The organism is Psychrobacter communis (assembly GCF_014836505.1).
Lineage (GTDB): Bacteria > Pseudomonadota > Gammaproteobacteria > Pseudomonadales > Moraxellaceae > Psychrobacter > Psychrobacter faecalis.
This window is the reverse complement of the sequence record NZ_JACSQR010000002.1, coordinates 24,429-47,808: the sequence shown is the minus strand read 5'-3', so window position 1 is coordinate 47,808 and position 23,380 is coordinate 24,429. Positions and strand designations below refer to the sequence as shown.

The window sequence follows — 23,380 nt, the reverse complement described above, 5'->3', positions numbered from 1 at the left end:
AATCACACTGCCCGTTATTGATTTTTACGACTGTAAGCAATTGTTTTTATAGATAAGAATTGCTTAAACCGTCCATTGTTCATTGACGATAGCGACCAAATATCGCTTGCCTTGGTACTCATCAAACACTAAGCGTAGGATACGCCAATCCATACCAGAGTATTGCTCTGAGCCTTTATGGTAAAACTCAACAAACTCAGAATTGGGATAAATTTCTTTTAAATTATTAATCATATTGCCGCTGTGCTTAAACTCGTTAACGCTGATACTGGCATTGTTATAGGTATCGCCATCGACCCATGTTTCCAAGTATTCTGGGAGCGGAATCACTAACGGCTCACCAGACCCATCACGTTCACCCCAAGTAAAGCGGATTTTGGCTTGTTGTAAGTACTGCGCGAATTGTTCACGGCTAAAGACTTTATCAGTCTCAGGGCGCACATAGGCATACATGGAAAAACGCACGCCGCGCGTCGGATGAATGTCGTTGGTAATGCGCGCAAAGTCGTTGTTCGCTAGGGCTCGCTGGATACGTAAAGCTTGCTGCTTAAGCGTTTGCTGGCTCATATCGGAGACAACGGGTGCTGAGGTGTTGCCATTTTGTTGGCTGGGTATTTTGACGCTAGACTCAGCGGAAGATGAGCAGCCAGTCGCGAAAAGTATGGAAGCAAAGCACGCAGCAGTGGTTAATTTATACAAACCTGACTGAAAAATATTAAAACGAGATGATGCCTTCATAAAAATATCCTTATCGTAGCTTATTAAAATTAGAATAGCTTGAAACCTAGGTTATTACTGGTTTACATCGGTGTTCGCTTATCAGTAGCGATTATTTATCAATAGTACTCATAACTGCCTAAAGTTGATAATGTTGCTGTGTAAACGGGGTTTTAGTTTGAAAGCTTAATTGACATAATAATAGCGTAAAATGATGGTTTATATTTCTTTTTATGAATATAATACATAGTATATTGTAGCCGATGGAGAGCGCCATGCAGAAAACCATATTTTCTATCATGATGTTAATCATAGGGTTTTTTGCCATGTCTGCGACCGCCAATCTAACAGAAGCCTTGCAGACGACGTTTGCCATGAAAGTCACGACCATCGCAGATATGTACCAACAAGATATCGATAATCAGGGTCAGGATTATCCAGTGGTTTTGCACCAATATGGCAGTCAAGAGCTAAAAGCAGCCATGGAGCTTGAGCGAGATTATTTTGATAGAGAGCAAATGTCTTATCATATCGGTTATGATGTTTTATGGAGTTCGCAAGATCCTGATTATGAGCAAGATAAGCAATTTGCAGTGACCGAGCAAGGATTGGTGCAAGTCAGTTTGGCACAAGGCGATGATGTGTATTATGAACTGTCATGTAAAAGCGTTGGTCATGACGTGGCTTGCCAAGTGACGGATGTCATCCTAGATAAGGATGGAAAATCTTTACGCGAGTATTTGCTAGAGCATTGTCGTTAGCTGGCGCTGAGGTTTTAAATGAATTTTAAAATCGGTGCTGGTATTAATATTAAATGCGAAGATGAATATTGTAGATATTTAAGTTTGGCTGGAAACGAACGACAGTTATGACAGATGAAGTTAGATAAAAATGTTGTGTACATAACTCTTAAGACCGTTGGTCTGTTTTCGCATAATGTATATTATGTTAAATAGACAATACCTGATGATAAGCTCATGGAATCATCATTATATGATAAACCCTTATTAAGGTTGGTTGATGATTGATTAATTCTCATACCTACTAACTATTCATAAAGTCATCTTCATCACCACTAATACAGTTACTAGCTGAGCTGTCTTAAGGAGTTAATGTACAGAGCTATCATTAATCCTATTGTATTTGTAATCGAGCTTAACGTATTAAACCATGTCGCTAGTTAACCTGTTTGATAAACTTGTTCTACTCATCATTGCTAAGTTTACTACCTTCATACTGCACAATAAGCCCTCTGAATAATCTGTCACTCCTAATCATCACCTAATAAACAAATCACTCATCAATCGATTGTTGGTAGCTTAGCCGACTTCCTGATTAATGCGAATGTGCTTGAACTACGTTAGGTACAGAAGTATTAGCCACCAAGTGACAATCAGCTCAAAGTAAAAGCAATAACCCTTCTGAATGCCTATTACTCTATATCATTGATAAGAACGTATACAAGCTCTGATAATGCTCCTACTTGGCATCTTAGTAAGTCCAAGTCTATATACACCTTATAGCTGCTATTATCATAGCTAACTACGTTTCCATTTAGAGTCACCAAAACAGCCTTCCTGATTAGTAAAACATTCATTGGTCTTTTCTAACATCTCTCGTTCTTACTGAGATATCTTAATCTAAAGCATTGAGTTGATACCTTCCAAATTTGCACAGAACAGTACTATCACCCTGATTAAGGTATTCTGTGCGAGTACAGGAGCACGGTTTTTCGTGCAAATATGTCGAAGGACTCTATTGCCAATAGCAAACAGCACTCTTACTTTTAATCTATATGAAGTTTATTCCTTCAAACGCCATATATATCAACAAAAAAATAGCTTACTCCCTCTTTCTCCACTATACTATAATTATCCCCAACCTTCACTTGGGGATAATTGTACCTAAAATACTTAATTTTAAAGGGTTTTATGTCTTAATAGATTAATAACCGTGTCCATTTCAGTGTCCAATAACTATCTATATTTTCCAAAAGATACTTTTTCAGAATTTATAAAGTATGTGCAAAGATTATTCTAAATCTCAGTATAGAGTTAATAGATTAACATTCACAATTTACCTTGCTTATAAAGCTTACGGATGTGCATTATGGCTGTCGACAATTTAAATGATATTAATATACTTGAATGCCGAGATAAAGATTACTCGGTTAGTGTCTCAGGTATTGCGGGCCTAAGTATTCGTATTTATCCAAATGGTAAAAAAGAATATTACTTGAGGTACGCTCATCCGCATATCGATGGTAAGCGTCCTAGAATGATGCTAGGTAAGGTCGAAGAAATCAGTCTATATGAAGCTAAGCATAAAGCAGAAAGTATACTTAAGATGGTCGCACAAGGCTCTGACCCTAAAGCTATCCATAAAAAAGAACAAGTCAATAAGTATGCTCATCTAAAGAACGCCACATTTTCTGAAATTACACAAGCGTGGCGAGACCACAAAACATCAAGTCGTAATCGTAGCAATTCTAGAAAGCGTGCGTTTAGTGAATCTACCCTTAAATTTTGGGATTTATGTCTAGGATATATGTGTCGCGAGATTGGCGACTTAAGAATGAACGATATCACGAGCGAGATGATATTAAGTGTGTGTGAGGCGATTCAGAATAATGAAAATCAAGCAACCTTCGTTGGTGCAAGCACTCGGCTTTATACTGAAAAAGTCTTCTCATTCGCTGTTGCAAGAGGATTATGCGATAGAAACATAGCTATTGATACGCGTGGCGAGCTCGCACCTGCCAGCTCAGGCAACCATTTACCAGCCATCACTAAGCCTGATCAGTTTGCCACTCTCCTAAACGATATGTCTAATTTTGAAGGTGCAAGTAAGATTACATTGGAAGCAATGAACTTATTACCATATGTTTTTGTGCGTAGTATCGATTTGCGGTCTATGCGATGGCAAGATATAGATTGGGATAACAAGCTATGGGAGTTTTCTCCTACTAAAGGCGAAGGTCGTGAGGATATGGTATCGCACTTAGTTGTACCTCTAGCCACTCAGGTTATTGAACGCTTACGAAGAATAAAAGCAATTACAGGTCATAAAGAATATGTGTTTGCATCGATGCGTGCCTCAAGCAATAGCTATATTAGTAAAGCGACTCTAGTACAGATATTCCATAGGCTTGGATACAAAGATGTTCAGTGTGCTCATGGATTTCGAGCATCGGCCAAAACATTGCTTATGGAACAATCTGAACTACGTTACTCAGATATTGTGACTGAGCTGCAATTAGGACATCGAATAAAGGATACGCATGGTGGCGCTTATAACCGATTGGATGAAATCGATACTCGAATACTCATGATGCAAGATTGGGCTGACTATATAGATAAGCTGCGAGACTCTGTATGAAAACTTGAACCGCCCCGGGATTGTCGGAGACCTAATATTCTGAGAGAATACGACAATGAAAAGACAAACCTATACTCCTGAGATTAAAGAACGCGCCGTTCGCATGCTGATTGAAGCGTCGGGCGATTACCCCTCCACATGGTCAGCTATTCAAGCCATTGCACCTAAGATTGGCTGCACGTCTGAAACCTTACGATCATGGCATAAAAAGCACATCGATCAAACTATTCCTGCCTCAGTGCAAGCCCAAAGCCAAGAGCAACGTATTAAAGAGCTTGAACGCGAGAATAAAGAGCTCAAGCAAGCCAATGAGATTATACGTAAGGCGGCTGCTTTTTTCGCCCAGGCGGAGCTCGACCGCTGACTAAAATCATGATTCAATTTATCGACGACAATAAACATCTTTATGGGGTCGAGCTGATCTGTCGAGTATTACCGATTGCCCCGTCAACTTATTATCGTGCTCAAGACTTAAGCGACAACCTGAACCGCCCCGACTATGTCGGAGCGGTTCAGTCATTTATTTTTATTTGATCTTAAATAAGATAAGTTAATAGGTTGAAATTTAAAAGGAATAAAGCTCATTACATTTAGTTAAAGTCGAATTAACTTTAGAAAGAAAACGGAAATTCATACGTTTTTTTATTGTTTATCTGTTAGTGATAATGGCTGTTATTATATCTATTCTTAATATGGATTAGGGTCTCTATATATATTTGTTTAAACTTGCCCAAATAACATTACGCCATGTATTAATGAAGGACCTAAGAATATCATAAATAATCCCGCTAAAATCATTGTTAAACTGGCTATAACGCCCTCGTCCTCATTGCGCTGACTTGCCCGGGCTGTACCAAAACCGTGTGATGCATTACCAAATGCGATTCCATTTGCAAGATGGGAGCGAATACGAAAAAAAGTCAAGATCATATCCCCTAAAATCATTCCCACCATCCCTGTAATCAAAGTAAACAATGAAACTAAAGAGGGAGATCCGTGAATCTTTTCAGATAAGTCTAACGCAAATGGTGTCGATATTGAACGGGCCATCAAACTATAGGTCAAGGTCTTATCAAAATGGAATAACACAGCAAATATATATATGCTCAAGACCCCCACTATCATCCCAACAGTTATAGAAGCGGTCAAAGACAAAGCATGTTGACGTATTAAACGACGATACTCATAAATAGGTATAGCAAACGCAACCGTTGCGGGGGCAAGTAGCTGCACAATCCAAGCTGTATCCTTCCAATAAGTATCATAAGAGATATTAAAAATAATCATTAATGAAAGCGTTACTACTGGAACCGTGATAGCAGGGTTTAGCCAAGATTTTCGATAGCGCACATAGACTACTCTAGCCATATAATAGGCAGCTAATGTCCAAATGAGACAAAGGATTGACCAAGTATTCATCGCAAATCCTCACGCATTATTATCATTTTTTAGGTTTAATTGGGCTTTATGAATCTGATGACGATACAATCTACGTTGCAAACGGCGCCCCATGATAAAGGTTAATGCTGAGCTTAACATCACCATCGCGGTACTCAAGATAATTGTCAGCATTAATTGCCAGCCCTTACTGATAAATAGCGCCTTGTATTGAAGTATTGACATCATAAGTGGGATAAACATTAATACTAATTCACCCAAAACAAATTTTGCCCCCAGTCTGACCCAGTTAACCTTGATAGCACCACTCATTAATAAGATCAGCATTAAAAATACTCCTAAGACGCCTGAGGATACGGGTAGATGCAATAACTCAACCAATATCGCAGCACAATACCAGACAGCTGCGATAATAGCGCATTGCATAAGGACATGAAGCCATGATTGGCGACAGAACTGTTGAAGTGTAAGTTTGTTTTCAGCTACAAAAGAGAGGAGTAAGCGAATATTAAGATTACGCATAATAGTTGTTGTTTGTTGATTAGAGACCACTTATTATAAGAACACTACAGTCATAAATTATGAATTATATTTTTATTTTTATTCCTAATTTCTATAATAAATTTCGTTCTCATTCCTAACTGTGGTTTATTATTTATGATAACTTTGAAACAATTACGCTGCTTTGTGACAGTTGTAAAAACAGGTGGGTTTCTTCAAGCCAGTATTCAACTCAATTTAACCCAACCCACCGTTACCAAATCCATTAGTAATCTTGAAGAATATTTAGGCGTAGCTCTGTTTGATAAGCCTTTGACTCATAGAAAAAAGCGGCTAGTTAATTTAACGGAAATTGGCGAACACCTCTATATTCAAGCAGTTGATATCTTACAAAAGGCAGATAATCTTGAACAAACAGTAGTAGATTATCAGCAATTAATAGGTGGTAAATTGCGTTTGGGGATTTCACCGTTAGGCAGTGAAATACTAAGCAAAGCTATTTTTAACTTTTACCAAATGCATCCTAGTATAGAAACTTCACTTATCGAAGATGGTGCTGAGTCACTTAAGCAGGCCCTTCTAGAGGGGCAACTTGATGTGGCAACATTGATGAAGCCGATTGACGATGATTTTGACTACTTGTCGATATGTTGCTATCCAGTGGTGGTCGTAGCAAATAAAAACCGTATGGGTAAGCAAAAAACCAAGGTAACACTTAAGTCACTATCAAATGCACCCCTAATTTTATTTACCTCCAATTCATCATTTACTCCGATGATTATAGAAAACTGTCAATCACTAGGTTTTGAACCTAATATTATTTGCCAAACCAATCAGTGGCACTTGCTTCTTGACATGGTAAAACAGGATATGGGCGTGACTCTTTTGCCTCAATATTATACTCAAAAGTTGGATTTAACAGGATTAGTCTGCTTGCCACTAACCCAACCTCAGTTAAAATGGGAGCTTGTCATGGCTTGGCGTCGTCATCGCTTGCTTACACCAAGTATGCGAGCTTGGCTTGATAACATAAGAAAAAATATATAACCAGGCCTTGATAATGCTTTGGCTGAAACAGGGCATAGGTTATACAAAACAGAGGTGATTGAATATTTAAAAGCAGGTTGGCAAGGTTTAGCGAATGTACAACTTGCGACATTGAATTGAGTAGATTGGTTCAATAAAAAGCGTATACACAGTGCATTGGGCTATGTATCGCCTTTTGAGTTTGAGAGCCTTTCCTAAAAAGTGTGTATAGTCTAATCCAAATAAAACCGATACAACCCTATTAACAATTGCATTTAATGAAATAAACGATGACTTATTCAATAGACTATCGCAAACAGGTACTTTCTAGCATCATTGATGGTATGACCATACGAGAAGCTGCGCTATTTTATGGACTTAGCACCAGCACCATTCACAGCTGGCAGAAGAAATTAGCGCCTAAAACAACCAGAAATAAAGCACCGACTAAAATACCTGATGACGCATTGATTGAAGACGTAAAAAGATACCCAGATGATTATAACTATGAAAGAGCTCGTCGCTTGAACTGTAGTAAAACGGGCATCTTTAATGCTTTAAAGCGTCTTGGTATCAGTCAAAAAAAAGACCTTGGAACATCCAAAAGCGTGTCCGATAAAAAGAGCGATATTCCAGAGTAGGCTTGATCGCTTTACGCAGCAAGGCTATCCCATTGTCTATATGGATGAAAGCGGCTTTGAGGCTGAAACCATTCGTTCTCATGGCTATGCACCGATTGGTAAACCCTGTATCGATAGCTACAACTGGCAAGCTTCGAGACGTACGAATGTCATCGGAGCTCTCTATGAAAAGATGCTATTTGCGCTTGATTACTTTGAGATGAATATCAATAGCAATATATTTTATGACTGGTGTAAGTTCACACTTATTCCAAGTCTTAAAACTAAATGCGTGATTGTCATGGATAACGCTCGGTTTCATAAAAGCAGACGTATCCAAAAACTACTCAACAGACATGGCCATCGTATTCTTTGGCTGCCGCCGTACAGCCCTGATCTAAACCCTATCGAGAAAAAATGGGCACAGGCTAAGTTTCTACGCCAAGGATGGATGGAGAATAATCTACCTAAACTGTTTCATGATATGGGCTGTATCGATTTTATAAAAACTTAACTATATTACCCAAAAGCTCGCTGAAACAAAGCGTCAGCAAAATAATATTATCAACATTATTAACCAACTTGATGCACATCATAAGGTTTTAAAAGATATAAAGATGCAAAATACGGGTCGTCTTTCTAAAGTTGAATGGGAAGAAAGAATAGCGGAGCAACTGTTAAAAAACGATAAATATGAATTAGTGTTAGTCAGCTCTTAAAAGTTTGGCTATACACTCATCCCAATAAGGCGGCGCCCCATAATAGTCTTCCATAAAATCTATAAAACACCTGACTTTGTGCGGTAGTAGTCTTCTATGGGCGTAGATGGTGTATAAACCCAAAGCCTCAGGTTCGATTTCCGGCAACAATACTACTAGCTTACCCCTACTAACGGCTTCGCTGACAATAAACGTCGGTTGCAATACCAAACCTGCACCTGCAATAGCGGCTTCCACCAATACATCGCCGTTATTACTCCGAAACTCGCTACCTTGCTTGAGGTATTTTGCTTTTAACAATTGGTATATTTCTTCCTTAGCGTCCATGTTCATATAGCTGTAGTGTAAATAGCGATGATTCACTAAATCTTCAGGTTTATCGAGTGTTCCATGCTTTTTCAAATATTCAGGCGACGCGCAGAGAACCACACGAATAGGGGCGACTTGCTTGGCAATAAGTGAGGAGCTTTTCAGCTTCCCGATACGCAAAGCGACATCAAACCCTTCCTCAACGATATCGACTTTACGATCAGTCAATTGTAGATCGACAGTCACCAAGGGATAACGCATCTGAAAATCAGTGATTAACTGTGCCATATGCCTTAGAGCAAATGAGACAGGCGCACTTATGCGCAACACGCCTTTAGGGTTCTGTTGTAAGCCACCCAATTGTGACTCCATGTCATCAATGCTAAGTAAAATCTGCTGCGCATGAGCGAAGTAATGATTACCAGCTTCGGTAAGGCTGACTTTACGAGTAGTACGATTAAGTAAACGACTGTTTAGCTGTTCTTCCAGCTTAGACACATACTTACTCACCAATTGCGGTGAAAGTTGCAAAGTATTTGCCGCCGTAGTAAAGCTGCCTTCGATCACCACTGCTACAAAGGCGCGCATCGCATCGATTCTATCCATGTTAACTCCTACTTATATTTAGCCATTAACGCTATTATCAATGATATGTTGTTAATCATCCAATATTATCTATCTTATTCTTTTGCTGCATTGATAGTAAAGTATATTTATTCCAACAGACTAAACAACTTTTAAAATAAATAATGAGGTAATCGTAAATGAAAACATCAATGATAAATAAAATTTTGCTATCTAAAGTTGGTACTGCTGCACTAATTCTACGTGTACCAGTAGGTTTGATTTTGGCAGCACATGGTGCTCAAAAATTATTTGGCTGGTTCAATGGCAACGGCTTGGCAGGAACTGCTCAATGGTTAGCTAGCTTGGGTATGGAACCTGGATATTTGATGGCTATATTGGCAGGGCGTGCGGAGTTCTTTGGTGGTCTTGCCTTAGTATTAGGGTTGCTAACTCGACCAGCTGCAATGGTCGCTGCATTCACTATGCTAGTCGCTATCTTCTCTGTTCACATCGGCAATGGCTTGTTCGCCTCTGACGGTGGTTATGAGTATGCCTTGGTTCTGATGGTGGCTTTGATTGCTTTAGCAGTACAAGGCGGCGGTTATCTTAGTATGGATAAGGCGTTGTCAGAAAAGCTAGGGCGTGTCTAATAACCATTAACTATAAACTAAAATTTAATGACTATTTAATAACTGGGAGTAAGCATCAATGTTAATCAATGGCAACTGGACTGAAAACTGGCAACCGGTACAAGCAGAAGACGAGCAAGGGCGTTTTATCCGTCAGACCTCATCATTTCGTAATTGGATTACCGCCGATGGACAACCAGGTCCGACTGGTATTGGTGGCTTTAAAGCAGAAAAAGGTCGCTATCATTTATACGTAGCATTAATCTGCCCTTGGGCCTCACGCACCTTAATGGCACGCGAACTAAAAGGTCTGCAAGATATGATCGATATTACCGTGGTCAATCCGCAGCTTGGCAATCAAGGCTGGCAGTTTGGTGGCTTTGACGGCGCTGAAAGTGATCCTATTAATCATGCCCAATTTGCTCATCAACTGTACACCAAAGCAGACCCTAATTTTACTGGGCGAGCAACCGTCCCAGTATTATGGGATAAAAAAACCAACACCATCGTTAATAATGAGTCCGCTGATATCTTGCGTATGCTCAACACTGCTTTTGCAGAACTCGTGCCAAATGACGTTGATTTGTTCCCAAAAGAGCTTGCTAATGATATCGAAGCCTTAAATTCGACTATATACGGCAATCTGAATAACGGAGTATACAAAGCAGGGTTTGCAACAACACAAGTGGCTTATGAAGAAGCTTATCAGCAAGTATTTGACACCTTAGATATGCTTGAGGCGCGTCTGAGCGATGGTCGCCACTATCTGTTTGGCGAGCAGCTGACGGAAACAGATATTCGCCTATTTGTGACTTTAGTACGTTTCGATGCCGCTTATCATGGATTATTTAAATGCAACCGTAACTTGATCAAAGACATGATTTCGCTCCATGCTTATATGCTACGAATCCTAGCGCTTGATGGGGTCAAAGAGACGATAAGCTTACAACATATCAAAGCAGGCTATTACTCTATAAAAGCGTTGAATCCCAATGGAATCGTGCCTATGGGTCCTTATAGTATTTAATAAAAATAAAGGGATGGTGCTCATGAATCTTCAATCAACCACAGTAAAGCAGCCAGTATTTTTTATACCTCATGGTGCCGGGCCTTGCTTCTTTATGGATTGGCAGCCAGCGGACACTTGGGATCAAATGGCTGACTTTTTAATCAGTATCTCAAATCGTTTGTCAGAGCGTCCCAAAGCTATTTTGATCATCAGCGCCCATTGGCAAACGCGGGAGTTTAGTATAACGGCCAGCAAGCAACCTGAGCTGATTTATGATTACTACGGCTTCCCTGAGCATACTTATCAGCTGATTTATCCCGCACTTGGTGCACCAGTATTGGCTGAGCGGATTGGTCAGTTGCTTACCGATGCCGGTTTAAGCAATAGGCAGGACCATTCTAGGGGTTTTGATCATGGGGTGTTTATTCCCTTAAAGCTGATGTTCCCTGATGTGGATATTCCAGTGGTGCAGCTGTCCCTACGCAATGATCTAGACCCAAAAGCGCATATAAAAGCAGGTCAAGCGATTGCATCATTACGTGAAGAAGGCGTGTTGATCGTTGGCAGTGGCATGAGCTTTCATAATATGCGCGGCTATGGTGATACCAAATTTACGGCACCATCAGAGATATTTGACGAGTGGCTGACAACAACAGTTGCAGCAGATTCAGATGAGCGCTTTGCGGCGCTTTCTGACTGGTCGCAAGCACCTCATGCATTGGATTCTCATCTGTTAGGCGCAGAAGAGCATTTGTTACCTTTAATGGTTATTGCAGGCGCAGCAGGAACAGATAAGGGCGAAAAAATATACTCACAACAAATTATGAAAACTGAGATATCAGGCTTTCAGTTTGGCTAGGTTTATTGGGGGGGGGATTACCTGTAGTGGTCAACTAATTTAGGACAACTGATAAGAGGTTTTGGTTAAAGTATCGCTTCTCTTTTTCTAGCGGTGACAAATAATTATTAAAACGATGCGGTCTGACGGTCTGATAATATCCCCAGATATAATCAGCAATGGCGGTTGATGTCTTCAGCGGGGAGTTTCCCAAACTTTGTGTAACTGCTTATAATCCACCAACAGGAGAATAAGCAATGACAAACCAAAACGACATTAAAAAACTGGCCCAGCAGATGGCTGGTAGCATGAAAAGCTGAGAGCATCCTACATTTTGTGTAATTATTGATGAAAGCCACATAGCTGTTACACAGAATATAGGATGCTCTCTTAAAAGCTGATGATTTTGTCATCAAGACCTGAAATACGGGTTTGATGCTTACTGACAAGTACAGGCTCAAAGCTACTGTCGCGGTCTCTGGGGGTGGAGATCTCAAGCTCGCCTGTGTCGCTACGGACTCTCTTTTTAGTGTGCCCATTGCGCTTATTAGGCCTGTCTGCCTTTTCATGCTTGGGGTAGCCGAGATGCTCTTCCATTTCTGCTTCTAGGGCAGTGTCGATGAAGGACTGCATGAGCTGCTTTTGAAAGTCTTTGATGTCATCGAAGCTTTTCATGCTGCTGGCCATTTGCTCAGCCAGTTTCTTGATGTCAGATTGGTTAGTCATTGCTTATTCTCCTGTTAGTAGATTATAAGCAGTTACACAGAGTTTGGGAAACTCCCCTAAATGGGCTAAAAATGGCTAAATTTTGCCAAACTTCATCAAATAGCTAGGTAATATCCCGATATTAACGGCGCTATTTTCCTTGTTTGACTGCAATTTATTTCATTTTTATCACCATTTTTAAAATGAAGACACGCCCTAGTATCTAAAACACTTACCAAACAGTTTTTCCTATCTTACCTTACCTTTACTGATCTTGTGTATAAGTGATAAAATAAAGTCCAAAACGTTATTCGACGTTTGATTTATTTGTTAATTACATAGGTATGTAATGATGGACGCCTAGTTTTAACTGGTCGTCCATCATTGCATGCCAATCTGCTTTTATATAAACAGGTGGTTCCGCTCATGGAAAAATTCATAGCTATTATTATGGCGGTTTTTGCCGCACCTTTGCTTATTGGAGGTACCTACTTACTCTCGTTAGGCGGTAGCGCTTACTATGTTATTGCTGGCATTACGATGCTTGTCACAGCATTCTTGCTATTTAAAAGACATTGGAGCGCCTATGGGCTCTATACTATTTTTATTATAGCGACCCTGGCTTGGGCGCTTTGGGAATCTGGGTTTTATTGGTGGGCACTGGCAACTCGCTTGGGCTTTCCGCTGATATTTGGTTTATTAATGTTATTGCCATGGGTATCTAACAAGATGCAGGGTAATAAAACTCGAGTATCAAAGAGCTCTGATAAAAATTTAGTTGCTAATGGTACATCGAGCTTACATTCCGAAAATCTTATTACAACTCCCTTCAAAGACGCCAAAAATAACTCAAAAAACCCTATTTATTATTGGGGATTGCTGGCTAGTGTGGTTGTGGGCGCACTGATCTCTTTTGGTAGTATGGCTAATAATGCCACCGATAAGTTAGGTGAACTCAATTTAACTGCCAAAGATGGTGCTGATCAAAATTCAACACCTACAAATCTTGGTGTTCCGTTATCAAATGGCGAGCAAACGCCAGAGGGTGAGTGGAGCGCGTATGGTGGTACTGACTATGGGCAGCGCTACTCGCCTCTGACTCAAATCACCACTGATAATGTCAAAGACTTAGAGCTTGCTTGGCAAATTCAAACAGGTGATGTCAAAGGTCCTAATGATATCGGTGAGACCACCTATCAGGCAACTCCTTTAAAGATTGGCAATGCCCTATATATGTGCACTCCACACAACTGGGTATTAGCTTTGGACGCAGACTCTGGTCAAACATTATGGAAGTTTGACCCCAAAGTAGGAAAAAATCTACAACGCCAACATCAAACGTGTCGAGGCGTGTCCTATTATGCAGGTCAAGCTGGTACTGATAGTATTTCTCCAGTTATTAATGATGAGACAAATAGTAATAATGCCATCAATGGCGCAAATACCAATAATGCAGCTGTGACTAACACAACTGTCAAGACCGGCCATACACCAGTTCAGAAAGTAGCTGGTAATACCTTTGAAAACGCGTCTAAGCAATGCGATGCAAAAATATTTATTCCAACTTCCGATGCTAAGTTATATGCACTTGACCCAAATACTGGGCAACGTTGTCAAGATTTTGGTAAAGATGGTGCTTTAGATTTAATGCACAATATGCCATTTAAACAAGCGGGTTATTATTATTCAACGTCGCCTCCGATAGTGGTAGGCAATACGATTGTGGTGGCAGGTGCCGTTAATGATAACTACGACGTCAATTCACCTTCTGGTGTTATTCGTGCGTATGATGTCAATACTGGCGAGCTACTATGGAACTGGGATTCAGGAGATCCTGATAACACAGCGCCTTTCGATGTCAATGATCCAACTCAGATGTACAAAACCAGTTCACCAAACTCATGGGCGATCGCCAGCGCTGATGAAGAACTTGGTTTGGTCTATTTCCCTATGGGCAATCGTGTACCGGATCAATTAGGCAGCTATCGAACCGCAGATGAAGAAAAATATGCGACGTCTGTTGTCGCTTTAGACATTAAAACAGGTAAAGCGCGCTGGGTTCAACAATTTGTTCACCATGATCTTTGGGATATGGACACGCCAGCTCAGCCAAGCTTACTTGACTTAAAAACCAAAGAAGGTGTTCAGCCTGCACTGGTTGTTCCCACCAAACAAGGCGATGTGTATGTATTGAATCGTGCAACAGGCGAGCCAATCGTACCGATCAAAGAACGCGCCGCGCCGCAAGGTTACTTGGTTGCAGGTGAACATGTCGCTCCAACGCAACCTTACTCTGGTTTGAGTTTTGAGCCGCCGATGTTGAAAGAAAAAGACATGTGGGGCGCTAGCCTCATTGATCAGATGATGTGCCGTATTGAGTTTAACCAACTCAATTATGATGGTCGTTATACACCACCATCGACGAATGGCAGTTTGGTCTATCCTGGTAACTTCGGTACCTTTAACTGGGGCGGCCTCGCCGTTGATCCTGAAAATGGCGTAATGTTTGGTATGCCAACTTATTTGGCATTTACATCAAAACTCATTCCTAGAGACAATCTTGGTGAGGGAGAAACCAATACAGGAGAGCAAGGAGTTAATGAAAATAAAGGTGCAGATTACGCGGTAGAGCTGGGACCATTTTTATCACCGTTAGGCATTCCTTGTCAGCAACCACCATGGGGCACAGTAGCGGGTGCTGACCTAGCAACCGGTGAGATTGCCTATCAACGTAGAAACGGTACCGTGCAAGATTTGTCCCCTATTCCATTGAAGTTTGAGCTGGGTGTTCCTGGTATTGGCGGACCCATCATCACAAAAGGAGGCGTAGCATTTTTGTCAGCGGCTACTGAAAACAACTTCCGCGCCTATGATTTAAAAAATGGCGATGTATTGTGGAATGTTCGTATTCCAGCAGGTGGCCAAGCGACGCCTATGACTTATCTAAATTCTAAAGGTGAGCAGATGGTCGTATTGGTAGCTGGTGGACATGGTTCAGTTGGTACTACTATTGGGGATTATGTTATGGCTTATAAACTTGCTGACAAAGCCAAGTAACATCATACCTGTTTAATGAAGCGGTAATGATTTGATTCATTGCCGTTTTATTACTAAGGCATATATCCAATTTACCTTACAATGAACAGTGGCATATGCCAAGATAAGTATAGTTTGATTACTACTGTTAGACTGCGTAACTAAAATATTTTCCGTCTTTTTACAGATTTGACAGCAGGGGCTAGATTAGAATACCATTAAAGATTCTTTTTACTAATCTTACTTATTAGCTAGTGAGATCTTTCCGGAGTAATCCTATGCAATGGACTAAACCAGCTTTTCAAGATATCCGTATCGGTTTCGAAGTCACTATGTATTTTGAAGCGCGTTAAAATTTACTAGACTTAAATACATTAAAAGCCCTAGATGATTAGGGCTTTTATTTTTTTGGAAATATTGATTTATGTATATTCACGTTTTAGGCTCAGCGGCTGGTGGTGGTTTTCCACAGTGGAATTGCAATTGCTATAATTGTCATGGTGTTCGTCAAGGCACAATTGAAGCAAAGACCCGCACCCAGTCTTCGATAGCCATATCAGAGAATGGCATAGATTGGATTTTATTCAACGCGTCACCTGATATTCGTCAGCAATTATTTGAATTTAAGGCGGCACAGCCAGCACGTAACCTGAGAGATACAGGCATCACGAATGTGGTTTTGATGGACAGTCAGCTTGACCATACGACTGGGCTATTGACCCTGCGAGAAGGGTGTCCGATTCCTGTTTGGTGTACTGAGATGGTCTACCAAGATCTCACGACAGGGTTTCCTATTTTCAATATGTTGAAACACTGGAATGGTGGCCTGCAATATCACCAAATTGATCCGAAACAGACCTTTAATATTGAAGGTTTTAGCAATTTAGAATTGACGCCTTTGGTGATTAGAAGCTCGGCACCACCCTACTCGCCACATCGTAATAACCCCCATGATGGCGATAATATTGCGCTGATTGTAAAAGACTTAAAAACGCAAAAACAACTCTTTTACGCGCCAGGTTTGGGCAAAATTGACGATGATATTATGCAGATTATGGAAGCCTCTGATTGTGTGATGATTGATGGCACTTTATGGACTGACAGTGAGATGCAAGAATGCGGTGTCGGTACAAAAACAGGCCAAGACATGGGGCATTTACACATTAGTGGTGAAGATGGATCACTGCACTATTTAGATCAGCTCAAAAACATTCGTAAGGTATTGATCCACATTAATAACACCAACCCAATATTGAATGAACAATCTGAACAGGCTGCAACATTGAAACAACACGGTGTTGAAGTGGCGTTTGATGGTATGCAGATTGAATTGTAAGGCGACAGCAAAATGAAGATAATGCAAGAAGAAAAAATAGCCCTAAGCGTAGAGGCCTTTGAACAAGCGATTATGGCTAAAGGTCAGTATTACCATATTTACCACCCTTTTCATATCATGATGCATGAAGGACAAGCGACCCAACAGCAGATTCAAGCGTGGGTCGCCAACAGATTCTATTATCAAATCAATATTCCCTTGAAAGATGCGGCAATCATGGCGAATTGCCCCGATCAGCGGGTGCGTCAAGAGTGGATTCAGCGCATGATTGATCAAGATGGCGTGTATCCTGATGGTGGCGGTCGTGAAGCATGGTTGAGTCTGGCAGAAGCGGTTGGTCTTAGCCGCGAACAAGTGATTTCTGAAGAATTGGTGTTGCCGGGTGTACGTTTTGCAGTCGATGCTTATGTAAATTTTGCGCGTCGTACCTCATGGCGAGAAGCAGCCAGCAGCTCACTGACAGAGCTTTTTGCCCCGCAGATTCATCAATCGCGCTTAGAGTCTTGGCCAAAACATTATCCTTGGATTAAAGAGCAAGGTTATACCTATTTTCGCTCGCGCTTAAGTCAGGCCCGCCGCGATGTTGAGCATGGCCTAACCATTACGCTCGACTCATTCAAAACAGTTGAACAACAAGAGCGTATGCTAGAGATTCTACAATTTAAACTGGATATTTTGTGGACCATTTTGGATTCTTTGAGCTTGGCCTATGTCCATAATCAAGCCCCTTACCAAAGCGTCACTGATGATAATGTCTGGCATAAAGGATTGTTCAAATGAGTTTACCTGAACTAGATCACTCTATCGTCCCAGTATGGCGTCATGGTTATCGCTTTCAGTTTGAGCCTGCACAGAACGCTTATGTGTTGCTGTATCCTGAAGGGATGATCAAATTAAATGAGAGTGCCAGCATCATCGGTCAACACATTGATGGTCAAGCGCCCATTGCTGATATTATTAAAAAGGTGAAGGCTATGTTTGGTGATATACCTGAAATCGAGCAAGACATTATCGAATATATGTTGGTGGCTCAACGTGAACATTGGATTGATTTAGTATGACTGCGCCAGTAGGACTGCCATTATGGCTATTGGCTGAGCTTACCTATCGCTGCCCATTACAATGCCCTTATTGCTCTAATCCTGTTGATTATGCTCAGTATAAGCAGGAACTGACAACGCAAGAATGGTTCGATGTTCTTGATCAGGCGCGGCAAATGGGCACGGTGCAGCTCGGCTTTTCTGGCGGTGAACCACTCGTTCGTCAAGATTTAGAACAATTGGTCGCTTATGCTCATAACAAAGGTTTTTACACCAATTTAATCACATCAGGCATGGGATTGAACGAATCTCGGATTGCTCGATTAAAAGAGGCTGGCCTTGACCACATTCAGATCAGTTTCCAAGCCAGTGATCCAACGGTTAACAATGCATTGGCTGGCTCAAAACATGCCTTTGAACAAAAGTATGAGATGTCACGTCTGGTCAAGCAGTACAACTATCCTATGGTGCTCAACTTTGTCATTCATCGGCAGAATATTGATCAGATTGATCAGATTATTGAGCTGTGCTTAGAGCTGGAAGCCGATACCGTTGAACTGGCCATTTGTCAGTTTTATGGTTGGGCATTTGAGAATATCGAAGGCTTACTACCAACCAAAGCGCAAGTGGTTCGAGCCGAGCGTATTACCAATGAGCACCGCAAGAAAATTGAAAAACGTGGCATCAAATGTAAACTCATTTTTGTCGTTCCTGATTATTACGAAGAACGTCCTAAACCCTGTATGGATGGTTGGGGTAAGATTTTCTTGACTGTGGCACCGGACGGCACAGCCCTACCTTGCCATGCCGCCAGACAATTACCAATACAGTTCCCTAACGTACGCAACACCCAACTTGCAGATATTTGGTATGAGTCTGCGAGCTTTAATCAGTTTCGCGGTGACGATTGGATGCCTGACATGTGCCAAAGCTGCCCAGATAAAGAGCGGGATTACAGCGGCTGTCGTTGCCAAGCGTTTATGCTGACTGGGGATGCCAAAAATGCCGATCCTGTGTGTGGCAAATCACCTTATCATTATCTGATCGAGGAAGCGCGTATAAACAGTGAAACGCCAGTTTCCTTTGAAGAGTTACGCTTTAGGAACCCTAAAAACTCAAAGCTATTGAGTCAAGAGCAATTAATTCCTACTCGTACGGTAATGGATGAATAATGAATGCTCAGCCTGTGATATTTGATGGACATAACGACCTATTGACCCGACTGTGGCTGAGTGCAGCCGCAGATCCTGTGCATGATTTCATTTATGGTACGCTACCAGGACATTTGGATTTACAACGTTGTCAGAAAGCGGGATGGATGGGCGGCTTATTTTCTATTTTCCTGCCGCCCTACGCTTATGTTAAAAAAAACCATCCTGACAAGTTATCAAATCTCTCAGGCTTAGATTTTGAGCCGCAAAAAATCGTGGATATTTGCTGTGCACAGTTGGCACTTGTGCAACAATTACAGGCGCGATCAGACGGTCAGATTCAGATTTGTAAGTCTTTAGCGCAAATTCAAGCCTGTCAGCAGAATCAGCAATTAGCCATCATCCTTCATTTGGAAGGTGCTGAGTTTTTAGCCATTAAACCTGAGTTATTGGATGTTTTTTATGATGCAGGTCTTAGAAGTATAGGGCCACTATGGAATAGAAAAAGCCTCTTTGGTGATGGCTTAAATGCCTCCTTTCCTCATTCTCCCGATACAGGATCTGGTCTCACGGATCAAGGTAAAGACCTCATTCTAAAGTGTCGTGAAAAACATATGCTAATCGATGTGTCGCATATGAATGAGCGTGCTTTTTGGGATACGTTAGAGATTATTGATCAGCCCATTGTCGCGACACACTCTAATGCACACGCGTTATGTCAGCAAGCAAGGAATTTGACTGACCAGCAACTGGCTGCCATTAAACAAAGCGGTGGTATGGTTGGGGTGAACTTTGATGTTGCATTTCTTCGTGCTGACGGTCAACGCAACACGCAAACTTCAGTTGATGTGATTGTCGATCATCTTGATTATCTAGTTGACCATTTAGGCGAAGATCACGTCGGTTTTGGCTCTGATTTTGATGGTTGTCTATTGCCAGATGAGTTATCTGATATCAGTCAAATCTCTATGCTGATTGAGCACATGCAACAACGACATTTCTCCGATCCACTCATTGAAAAGATTACGTCAAAGAATTGGTTCACTGTGCTGGATAGGATATGGCAGTGATAATCGAGCTTTTTGAGAGGCAATATTTTTTTCTAACATCTTGTCTCAATTGCTGCCTAATTAATAGACTGTAGTGGCATAATCAAGCATCTGTTTCACCAAGTTACATACGGGTCGTCTCGATAGCTGGTAGCTGACTGACCCCTACCGTCAAATCCGTATAAAAAAATTCGGGAGATTTTAGTTAGGGAGCCTGACGATAGAAACCCACCCACATCTAAATTAGTTGACCCTTACACCTTTTCAACCTTCTTAATTTAATTAAAGGAAGTCAATGTATTTAGGTCATAAGTTAGATATCTGAACGTAATTCTCTATTAATTAACCCGTATTGCGTAGACCCGCTGCCAAAGCATTGATACTACGTATTAATGGATCTTCAACAGCAAGATCATCGTCATTATCTGTAGCGTCTTTTTGTCTGGCACGTTTCAACAACTCGATTTGGATATAATTAATCGGATCTAAATAAGCATTTCGCCACTGCAGTGACGCGGCAAGGTTTTGCTGATGTGCCAATAATGATGTCTGGTTAAGCAAAGAATTTAAACCTGAAAATGTCAGCTCGTGCTCATCGATTACCGCTTGCATAATCTTTTCACGTAATCCCTCATCTTCACATAACTGGCTATAAGCCTGAGCAATACTCATATCAGATTTGGTAAAAGCCATTTCAATATTGCTAATAAATACGTTAAAAAATGGCCAGCAGTTATTCATCTCTCTCATTAAAGCTTCGTCTTCTTTAACGCTATGAAGAGCACTACCTACGCCATACCAAGCAGGCAGTGTAAAGCGTGCTAAAGACCAACCAAATACCCAAGGAATCGCCCGCAAGGTTGTCTTACTAGGCAGACCATTGTTACGGTGCGCGGGGCGTGAGCCGATATTTAATAAAGAGATTTCTTGCACAGGGGTCACCTGTGAGTAGAACCGATAAAATCCTTCGGTATGGTCCGTAAGCGTACGATAACTTCGTTCACCCGCATCTGCTAAACGCGCAAATAGTGCTTCATAATTTGGTAGTTCAGGCGGTTGCACCACAAATCTTGTTGAGCACGCTTTAAGCGTACCAGTGATACCCATGGTAAGCTCAAATACAGCAGTATCGGTGTTGGCATATTTGGCATAAAGGACTTCACCTTGCTCAGTGACTTTAATTTCTCCATGCAGTGTCCCTGCGGGCTGAGCGGCAATTGCATTATGCGTTGAGCCACCGCCACGACTGACAGAGCCACCGCGCCCATGAAACAGGCGTGTTTTGATACCATATTCATCAGCGATACGGTTAATGGTTTGCTGCGCGCTATAAAGCTGCCATGCAGACGTAATGATGCCACCATCTTTTGATGAATCTGAATAACCCAGCATGATTTCTTGGGTGTTATTTGAGTGTTGTAGCAACCCTCGATATAGCGGGTTATCCAAGACGGTAGGTAAAATCTTATCGATATTTTTAAGGTCTTCGATGGTTTCAAACAAGGGTGCGACAGGTAAGTCAGCAGATAATTGCCCCTTATCGTCAATCTTACATAAGCCTGCAAAGCGCATCAGTAGTAATACTTCTAGTAATTGACTGGCGTTGTTGGTCATCGAGATAACATAACTGCCAAAAGTATCTTGTCCGACCAGTTTACGTAAGGTGGCCACAGAGTTCATCAAAGCCAATTGTTCGCGTGTTTTATCACTCAAGTTATCGGTGTAAATAAGCGGTGTGCCCGGCTTTTTAAGTAAGCGCGTGAGCCACTCTTGGCGCTCGGTTTCACTAAGGGTTTGATAGTCTGGCAAATTAGAGGCATTGGCAAAAATATCGGCTATCACCTCGCTATGATAAGACGACTCTTGACGAATATCGAGTGCTGCTAGATGGAAGCCACAGGTTTTGACCAGACGAATCATATCTAGCAATAAGCCTTCACCATGTGCTTTGTCATGAGTGTTGACACTTTTTCGGATGATGCGTAAATCTTCTAATAGCTCTTGTGGGTTGGCGTAAGCATCTTGTGCGGCTTCAAGGTCTGCACCTTTACTTTGAATGTGACGATTGGTCGCTTTTATTTTGGCAAGGATAATCGATAACAACCTTCGGTACGGCTCATTGTTGTAATCATCAGGATTATAATAGAATACTTTTTGATCGAGAGTGGCGTATTCCTTTATACGAGCATAAACGTCTGGTGCAATCTCAATAATGGTATCGCTGTGAATAAGTTCACGACGCAATTTTTTGATTAATACTTGGTAATGGCGCAAAACGGCATCGGCATGCATCAGCACTGCCATTTCTGTGGTGTCATGAGTGACAAAGGGATTGCCATCTCTGTCGCCACCGATCCAAGAGCCAAAGCTCATGAACGCAGGTAATGGATAATCTGTTAACTCTGGATAGATATCAACAATGGCGTCTTTAATATTGCGATAAACCTTGGGAATGGCGTTGAATAAACTGGCATTGAAATAGTGTAAACCATTATTGATTTCGTCATAGACCAAAGGCTTACGGGTCCGCACTTCATCAGATGACCATAATAAATCAATCGTTTGCGCCGTTTGTTCTTTCGCTTGCTGGTAGGCGAAACTGTCTTCTGCAAGATTGTTTAAGGCATCGCTATGAGTAAAGAGACTCTGCAATAGATTCATGGTCGTACGGCGGCGCGCTTCGGTAGGATGAGCGGTAAAGACAGGTATAAATTTTAGCTGATCAATCAGCTCTTGCATTTGGGCAGGTTCAATATTGCGTTCACGACACTCAAGGAGCGTACGACGAAACGATCCTTCCCAGCTGTGCTCCGATTGCATACGTAAGGCTTGACGCTGTTCTCGTAAGTAGTTTTCTTCACTGAGATTGGCTAAGAAGAAATAGATAGAAAAGCTGCGTATGACATTTCTTAAGGTTTGATTGTCTAACGAGGCGATGAAGTCGATGAGTTGTTGCTGGTTCGCGTCGTTAGGCTCACGGCGTTGTTGGATAAAACCTTGGCGTAGGGTTTCAATCGTGTTGAGTGTTTGTTCGCCCGTTTGCCGAGAAATCGCCTCTCCTAGAAATGAGCCTAATAAGCTGATGCGTTCACGTAGTACGTCGTTATCAATAGTCATCCTTGATCTCCTGATCAAATTCATTCAAATATAGTCGTGCGGTCTTAAATGTAGGTTTTCTATGGTGTAAGCCATTTAACCTGTTTATGTGGATCTCGAAGCTCTCGCTTCTCATCAGCCAAGACGTTGTCAGCTTTATGTATTAATCATTTATTTTTTGGTGATACTGGGTCAGCCATTCCTGTAATGGTATATCTGTCTATCCCTAGTCAGCCAACAATATTATGAGTTTCAT

General features: G+C 41.4%; 20 protein-coding genes, 3 pseudogenes and 1 other annotated feature. Of the genes and pseudogenes, 17 read left to right on the top strand and 6 right to left on the bottom strand.

All coding sequences use genetic code 11. The features are described from left to right. Window positions 1-63: 63 nt before the first annotated feature. Window positions 64-738 (bottom strand): hypothetical protein, encoded by a 675-nt coding sequence (locus tag H9653_RS01180; protein ID WP_191689830.1) that lies wholly within the window; start codon window positions 736-738, stop codon window positions 64-66. A gap of 254 nt (window positions 739-992) precedes the next feature. On the opposite strand from H9653_RS01180, the gene H9653_RS01175 reads away from it, so the two are divergent. From H9653_RS01175 to H9653_RS01165, 3 genes and pseudogenes are all read left to right on the top strand, one after another. Further along, window positions 993-1,478: a hypothetical protein gene (locus H9653_RS01175; RefSeq protein WP_191689828.1), complete on the top strand. Its 486-nt coding sequence runs from the start codon at window positions 993-995 to the stop codon at window positions 1,476-1,478. A gap of 1,348 nt (window positions 1,479-2,826) precedes the next feature. Next, window positions 2,827-4,095 carry a tyrosine-type recombinase/integrase gene (locus H9653_RS01170; protein ID WP_045455641.1) on the top strand — a complete coding sequence of 423 codons (1,269 nt, stop codon included), beginning with the start codon at window positions 2,827-2,829 and terminating at the stop codon, window positions 4,093-4,095. Window positions 4,096-4,150: 55 nt separating this feature from the next. Continuing rightward, window positions 4,151-4,578: pseudogene (locus H9653_RS01165) on the top strand (transposase); the annotation flags it as partial. Next, window positions 4,426-4,542: a sequence feature (AL1L pseudoknot), on the top strand. Its footprint overlaps the pseudogene before it by 117 nt. A 237-nt stretch (window positions 4,579-4,815) precedes the next feature. Here the strand turns inward: H9653_RS01165 and H9653_RS01160 are convergent. Continuing rightward, window positions 4,816-5,514 (bottom strand): LrgB family protein, encoded by a 699-nt coding sequence (locus H9653_RS01160; protein ID WP_191689824.1) that lies wholly within the window; start codon window positions 5,512-5,514, stop codon window positions 4,816-4,818. A 9-nt stretch (window positions 5,515-5,523) separates the two neighbouring features. After that, window positions 5,524-6,015: a CidA/LrgA family protein gene (locus H9653_RS01155; protein ID WP_191689822.1), complete on the bottom strand. Its 492-nt coding sequence runs from the start codon at window positions 6,013-6,015 to the stop codon at window positions 5,524-5,526. A 135-nt stretch (window positions 6,016-6,150) separates the two neighbouring features. On the opposite strand from H9653_RS01155, the gene H9653_RS01150 reads away from it, so the two are divergent. From H9653_RS01150 to H9653_RS01140, 4 genes and pseudogenes are all read left to right on the top strand, one after another. After that, window positions 6,151-7,041 (top strand): LysR family transcriptional regulator, encoded by an 891-nt coding sequence (locus H9653_RS01150; protein WP_191689819.1) that lies wholly within the window; start codon window positions 6,151-6,153, stop codon window positions 7,039-7,041. A gap of 9 nt (window positions 7,042-7,050) precedes the next feature. After that, a pseudogene (locus tag H9653_RS01145) lies at window positions 7,051-7,239 on the top strand (integrase core domain-containing protein); the annotation flags it as partial. 71 nt (window positions 7,240-7,310) lie between these two features. After that, window positions 7,311-7,661 (top strand): transposase, encoded by a 351-nt coding sequence (locus H9653_RS12430; RefSeq protein WP_225211545.1) that lies wholly within the window; start codon window positions 7,311-7,313, stop codon window positions 7,659-7,661. Further along, the gene (locus H9653_RS01140) at window positions 7,588-8,154 is read left to right on the top strand and encodes an IS630 family transposase (protein WP_225211544.1); all 567 of its coding nucleotides are present in this window, start codon (window positions 7,588-7,590) and stop codon (window positions 8,152-8,154) included. The genes H9653_RS12430 and H9653_RS01140 overlap by 74 nt, the downstream gene beginning before the upstream one ends. Window positions 8,155-8,344: 190 nt before the next feature. Here H9653_RS01140 and H9653_RS01135 read toward each other — a convergent pair whose 3' ends face one another. Continuing rightward, entirely contained in the window at window positions 8,345-9,274 is a 930-nt protein-coding gene (locus H9653_RS01135; RefSeq protein WP_087814224.1) for a LysR family transcriptional regulator, read from the bottom strand. A gap of 170 nt (window positions 9,275-9,444) precedes the next feature. Here H9653_RS01135 and H9653_RS01130 point away from each other — a divergent pair, with 170 nt between their 5' ends. From H9653_RS01130 to H9653_RS01120, 3 genes are read left to right on the top strand one after another with little or no spacing between them, the layout of a single operon-like run. Beyond that, complete coding sequence (locus H9653_RS01130) at window positions 9,445-9,885, top strand: DoxX family protein (protein ID WP_263612359.1); 441 nt, start codon at window positions 9,445-9,447, stop codon at window positions 9,883-9,885. 58 nt (window positions 9,886-9,943) lie between these two features. Next, window positions 9,944-10,891: a glutathione S-transferase family protein gene (locus H9653_RS01125; protein WP_191689815.1), complete on the top strand. Its 948-nt coding sequence runs from the start codon at window positions 9,944-9,946 to the stop codon at window positions 10,889-10,891. 22 nt (window positions 10,892-10,913) lie between these two features. Continuing rightward, on the top strand, window positions 10,914-11,732 hold the full coding sequence (locus tag H9653_RS01120; RefSeq protein WP_087815445.1) for a DODA-type extradiol aromatic ring-opening family dioxygenase: 819 nt from the start codon (window positions 10,914-10,916) through the stop codon (window positions 11,730-11,732). Window positions 11,733-12,110: 378 nt separating this feature from the next. Here H9653_RS01120 and H9653_RS01115 read toward each other — a convergent pair. Beyond that, window positions 12,111-12,437 (bottom strand): annotated as a pseudogene (locus H9653_RS01115) (transposase); the annotation flags it as partial. Between the two features lie 405 nt (window positions 12,438-12,842). On the opposite strand from H9653_RS01115, the gene H9653_RS01110 reads away from it, so the two are divergent. The 7 genes from H9653_RS01110 to H9653_RS01080 all read left to right on the top strand — a co-directional run bounded on the left by H9653_RS01110 (window position 12,843) and on the right by H9653_RS01080 (window position 20,049). Continuing rightward, window positions 12,843-15,473 (top strand): membrane-bound PQQ-dependent dehydrogenase, glucose/quinate/shikimate family, encoded by a 2,631-nt coding sequence (locus H9653_RS01110; protein ID WP_087815443.1) that lies wholly within the window; start codon window positions 12,843-12,845, stop codon window positions 15,471-15,473. A gap of 257 nt (window positions 15,474-15,730) precedes the next feature. After that, window positions 15,731-15,805, top strand: a complete 75-nt coding sequence (gene pqqA / locus H9653_RS01105) for a pyrroloquinoline quinone precursor peptide PqqA (RefSeq protein ID WP_082894360.1) — start codon at window positions 15,731-15,733, stop codon at window positions 15,803-15,805. Window positions 15,806-15,876: 71 nt separating this feature from the next. Next, window positions 15,877-16,788, top strand: a complete 912-nt coding sequence (gene pqqB / locus H9653_RS01100; RefSeq protein WP_068407044.1) for a pyrroloquinoline quinone biosynthesis protein PqqB — start codon at window positions 15,877-15,879, stop codon at window positions 16,786-16,788. A 21-nt stretch (window positions 16,789-16,809) separates the two neighbouring features. After that, window positions 16,810-17,568 (top strand): pyrroloquinoline-quinone synthase PqqC, encoded by a 759-nt coding sequence (pqqC, locus tag H9653_RS01095; protein WP_102076859.1) that lies wholly within the window; start codon window positions 16,810-16,812, stop codon window positions 17,566-17,568. Next, on the top strand, window positions 17,565-17,849 hold the full coding sequence (pqqD, locus tag H9653_RS01090) for a pyrroloquinoline quinone biosynthesis peptide chaperone PqqD (RefSeq protein WP_191689811.1): 285 nt from the start codon (window positions 17,565-17,567) through the stop codon (window positions 17,847-17,849). Before pqqC ends, pqqD begins: the two co-directional genes overlap by 4 nt. Continuing rightward, window positions 17,846-19,000, top strand: a complete 1,155-nt coding sequence (gene pqqE / locus H9653_RS01085) for a pyrroloquinoline quinone biosynthesis protein PqqE (protein ID WP_068407050.1) — start codon at window positions 17,846-17,848, stop codon at window positions 18,998-19,000. Before pqqD ends, pqqE begins: the two co-directional genes overlap by 4 nt. Next, on the top strand, window positions 19,000-20,049 hold the full coding sequence (locus H9653_RS01080; RefSeq protein ID WP_180952532.1) for a dipeptidase: 1,050 nt from the start codon (window positions 19,000-19,002) through the stop codon (window positions 20,047-20,049). The genes pqqE and H9653_RS01080 overlap by 1 nt, the downstream gene beginning before the upstream one ends. Before the next feature lie 321 nt (window positions 20,050-20,370). On the opposite strand, the gene ppc is transcribed toward H9653_RS01080, so the two are convergent. Next, window positions 20,371-23,145 (bottom strand): phosphoenolpyruvate carboxylase, encoded by a 2,775-nt coding sequence (gene ppc / locus H9653_RS01075; protein ID WP_191689809.1) that lies wholly within the window; start codon window positions 23,143-23,145, stop codon window positions 20,371-20,373. Between the last annotated feature and the right edge of the window lie 235 nt (window positions 23,146-23,380).

Excerpts from the sequence above, each read along its gene's own strand:
- H9653_RS01180 (WP_191689830.1), bottom strand. The coding sequence starts at position 738 with ATGAAGGCATCATCTCGTTTTAATATTTTTCAGTCAGGTTTGTATAAA.
- H9653_RS01135 (WP_087814224.1), bottom strand. The coding sequence starts at position 9,274 with ATGGATAGAATCGATGCGATGCGCGCCTTTGTAGCAGTGGTGATCGAA.
- pqqB (WP_068407044.1), top strand. The coding sequence starts at position 15,877 with ATGTATATTCACGTTTTAGGCTCAGCGGCTGGTGGTGGTTTTCCACAG.
- ppc (WP_191689809.1), bottom strand. The coding sequence starts at position 23,145 with ATGACTATTGATAACGACGTACTACGTGAACGCATCAGCTTATTAGGC.
- H9653_RS01150 (WP_191689819.1), top strand. The coding sequence starts at position 6,151 with ATGATAACTTTGAAACAATTACGCTGCTTTGTGACAGTTGTAAAAACA.
- pqqD (WP_191689811.1), top strand. The coding sequence starts at position 17,565 with ATGAGTTTACCTGAACTAGATCACTCTATCGTCCCAGTATGGCGTCAT.
- pqqE (WP_068407050.1), top strand. The coding sequence starts at position 17,846 with ATGACTGCGCCAGTAGGACTGCCATTATGGCTATTGGCTGAGCTTACC.
- H9653_RS01080 (WP_180952532.1), top strand. The coding sequence starts at position 19,000 with ATGAATGCTCAGCCTGTGATATTTGATGGACATAACGACCTATTGACC.
- H9653_RS01120 (WP_087815445.1), top strand. The coding sequence starts at position 10,914 with ATGAATCTTCAATCAACCACAGTAAAGCAGCCAGTATTTTTTATACCT.
- H9653_RS01125 (WP_191689815.1), top strand. The coding sequence starts at position 9,944 with ATGTTAATCAATGGCAACTGGACTGAAAACTGGCAACCGGTACAAGCA.
- H9653_RS01175 (WP_191689828.1), top strand. The coding sequence starts at position 993 with ATGCAGAAAACCATATTTTCTATCATGATGTTAATCATAGGGTTTTTT.
- H9653_RS01130 (WP_263612359.1), top strand. The coding sequence starts at position 9,445 with ATGATAAATAAAATTTTGCTATCTAAAGTTGGTACTGCTGCACTAATT.
- H9653_RS01110 (WP_087815443.1), top strand. The coding sequence starts at position 12,843 with ATGGAAAAATTCATAGCTATTATTATGGCGGTTTTTGCCGCACCTTTG.
- H9653_RS01170 (WP_045455641.1), top strand. The coding sequence starts at position 2,827 with ATGGCTGTCGACAATTTAAATGATATTAATATACTTGAATGCCGAGAT.
- H9653_RS12430 (WP_225211545.1), top strand. The coding sequence starts at position 7,311 with ATGACTTATTCAATAGACTATCGCAAACAGGTACTTTCTAGCATCATT.
- H9653_RS01155 (WP_191689822.1), bottom strand. The coding sequence starts at position 6,015 with ATGCGTAATCTTAATATTCGCTTACTCCTCTCTTTTGTAGCTGAAAAC.
- pqqC (WP_102076859.1), top strand. The coding sequence starts at position 16,810 with ATGCAAGAAGAAAAAATAGCCCTAAGCGTAGAGGCCTTTGAACAAGCG.
- H9653_RS01160 (WP_191689824.1), bottom strand. The coding sequence starts at position 5,514 with ATGAATACTTGGTCAATCCTTTGTCTCATTTGGACATTAGCTGCCTAT.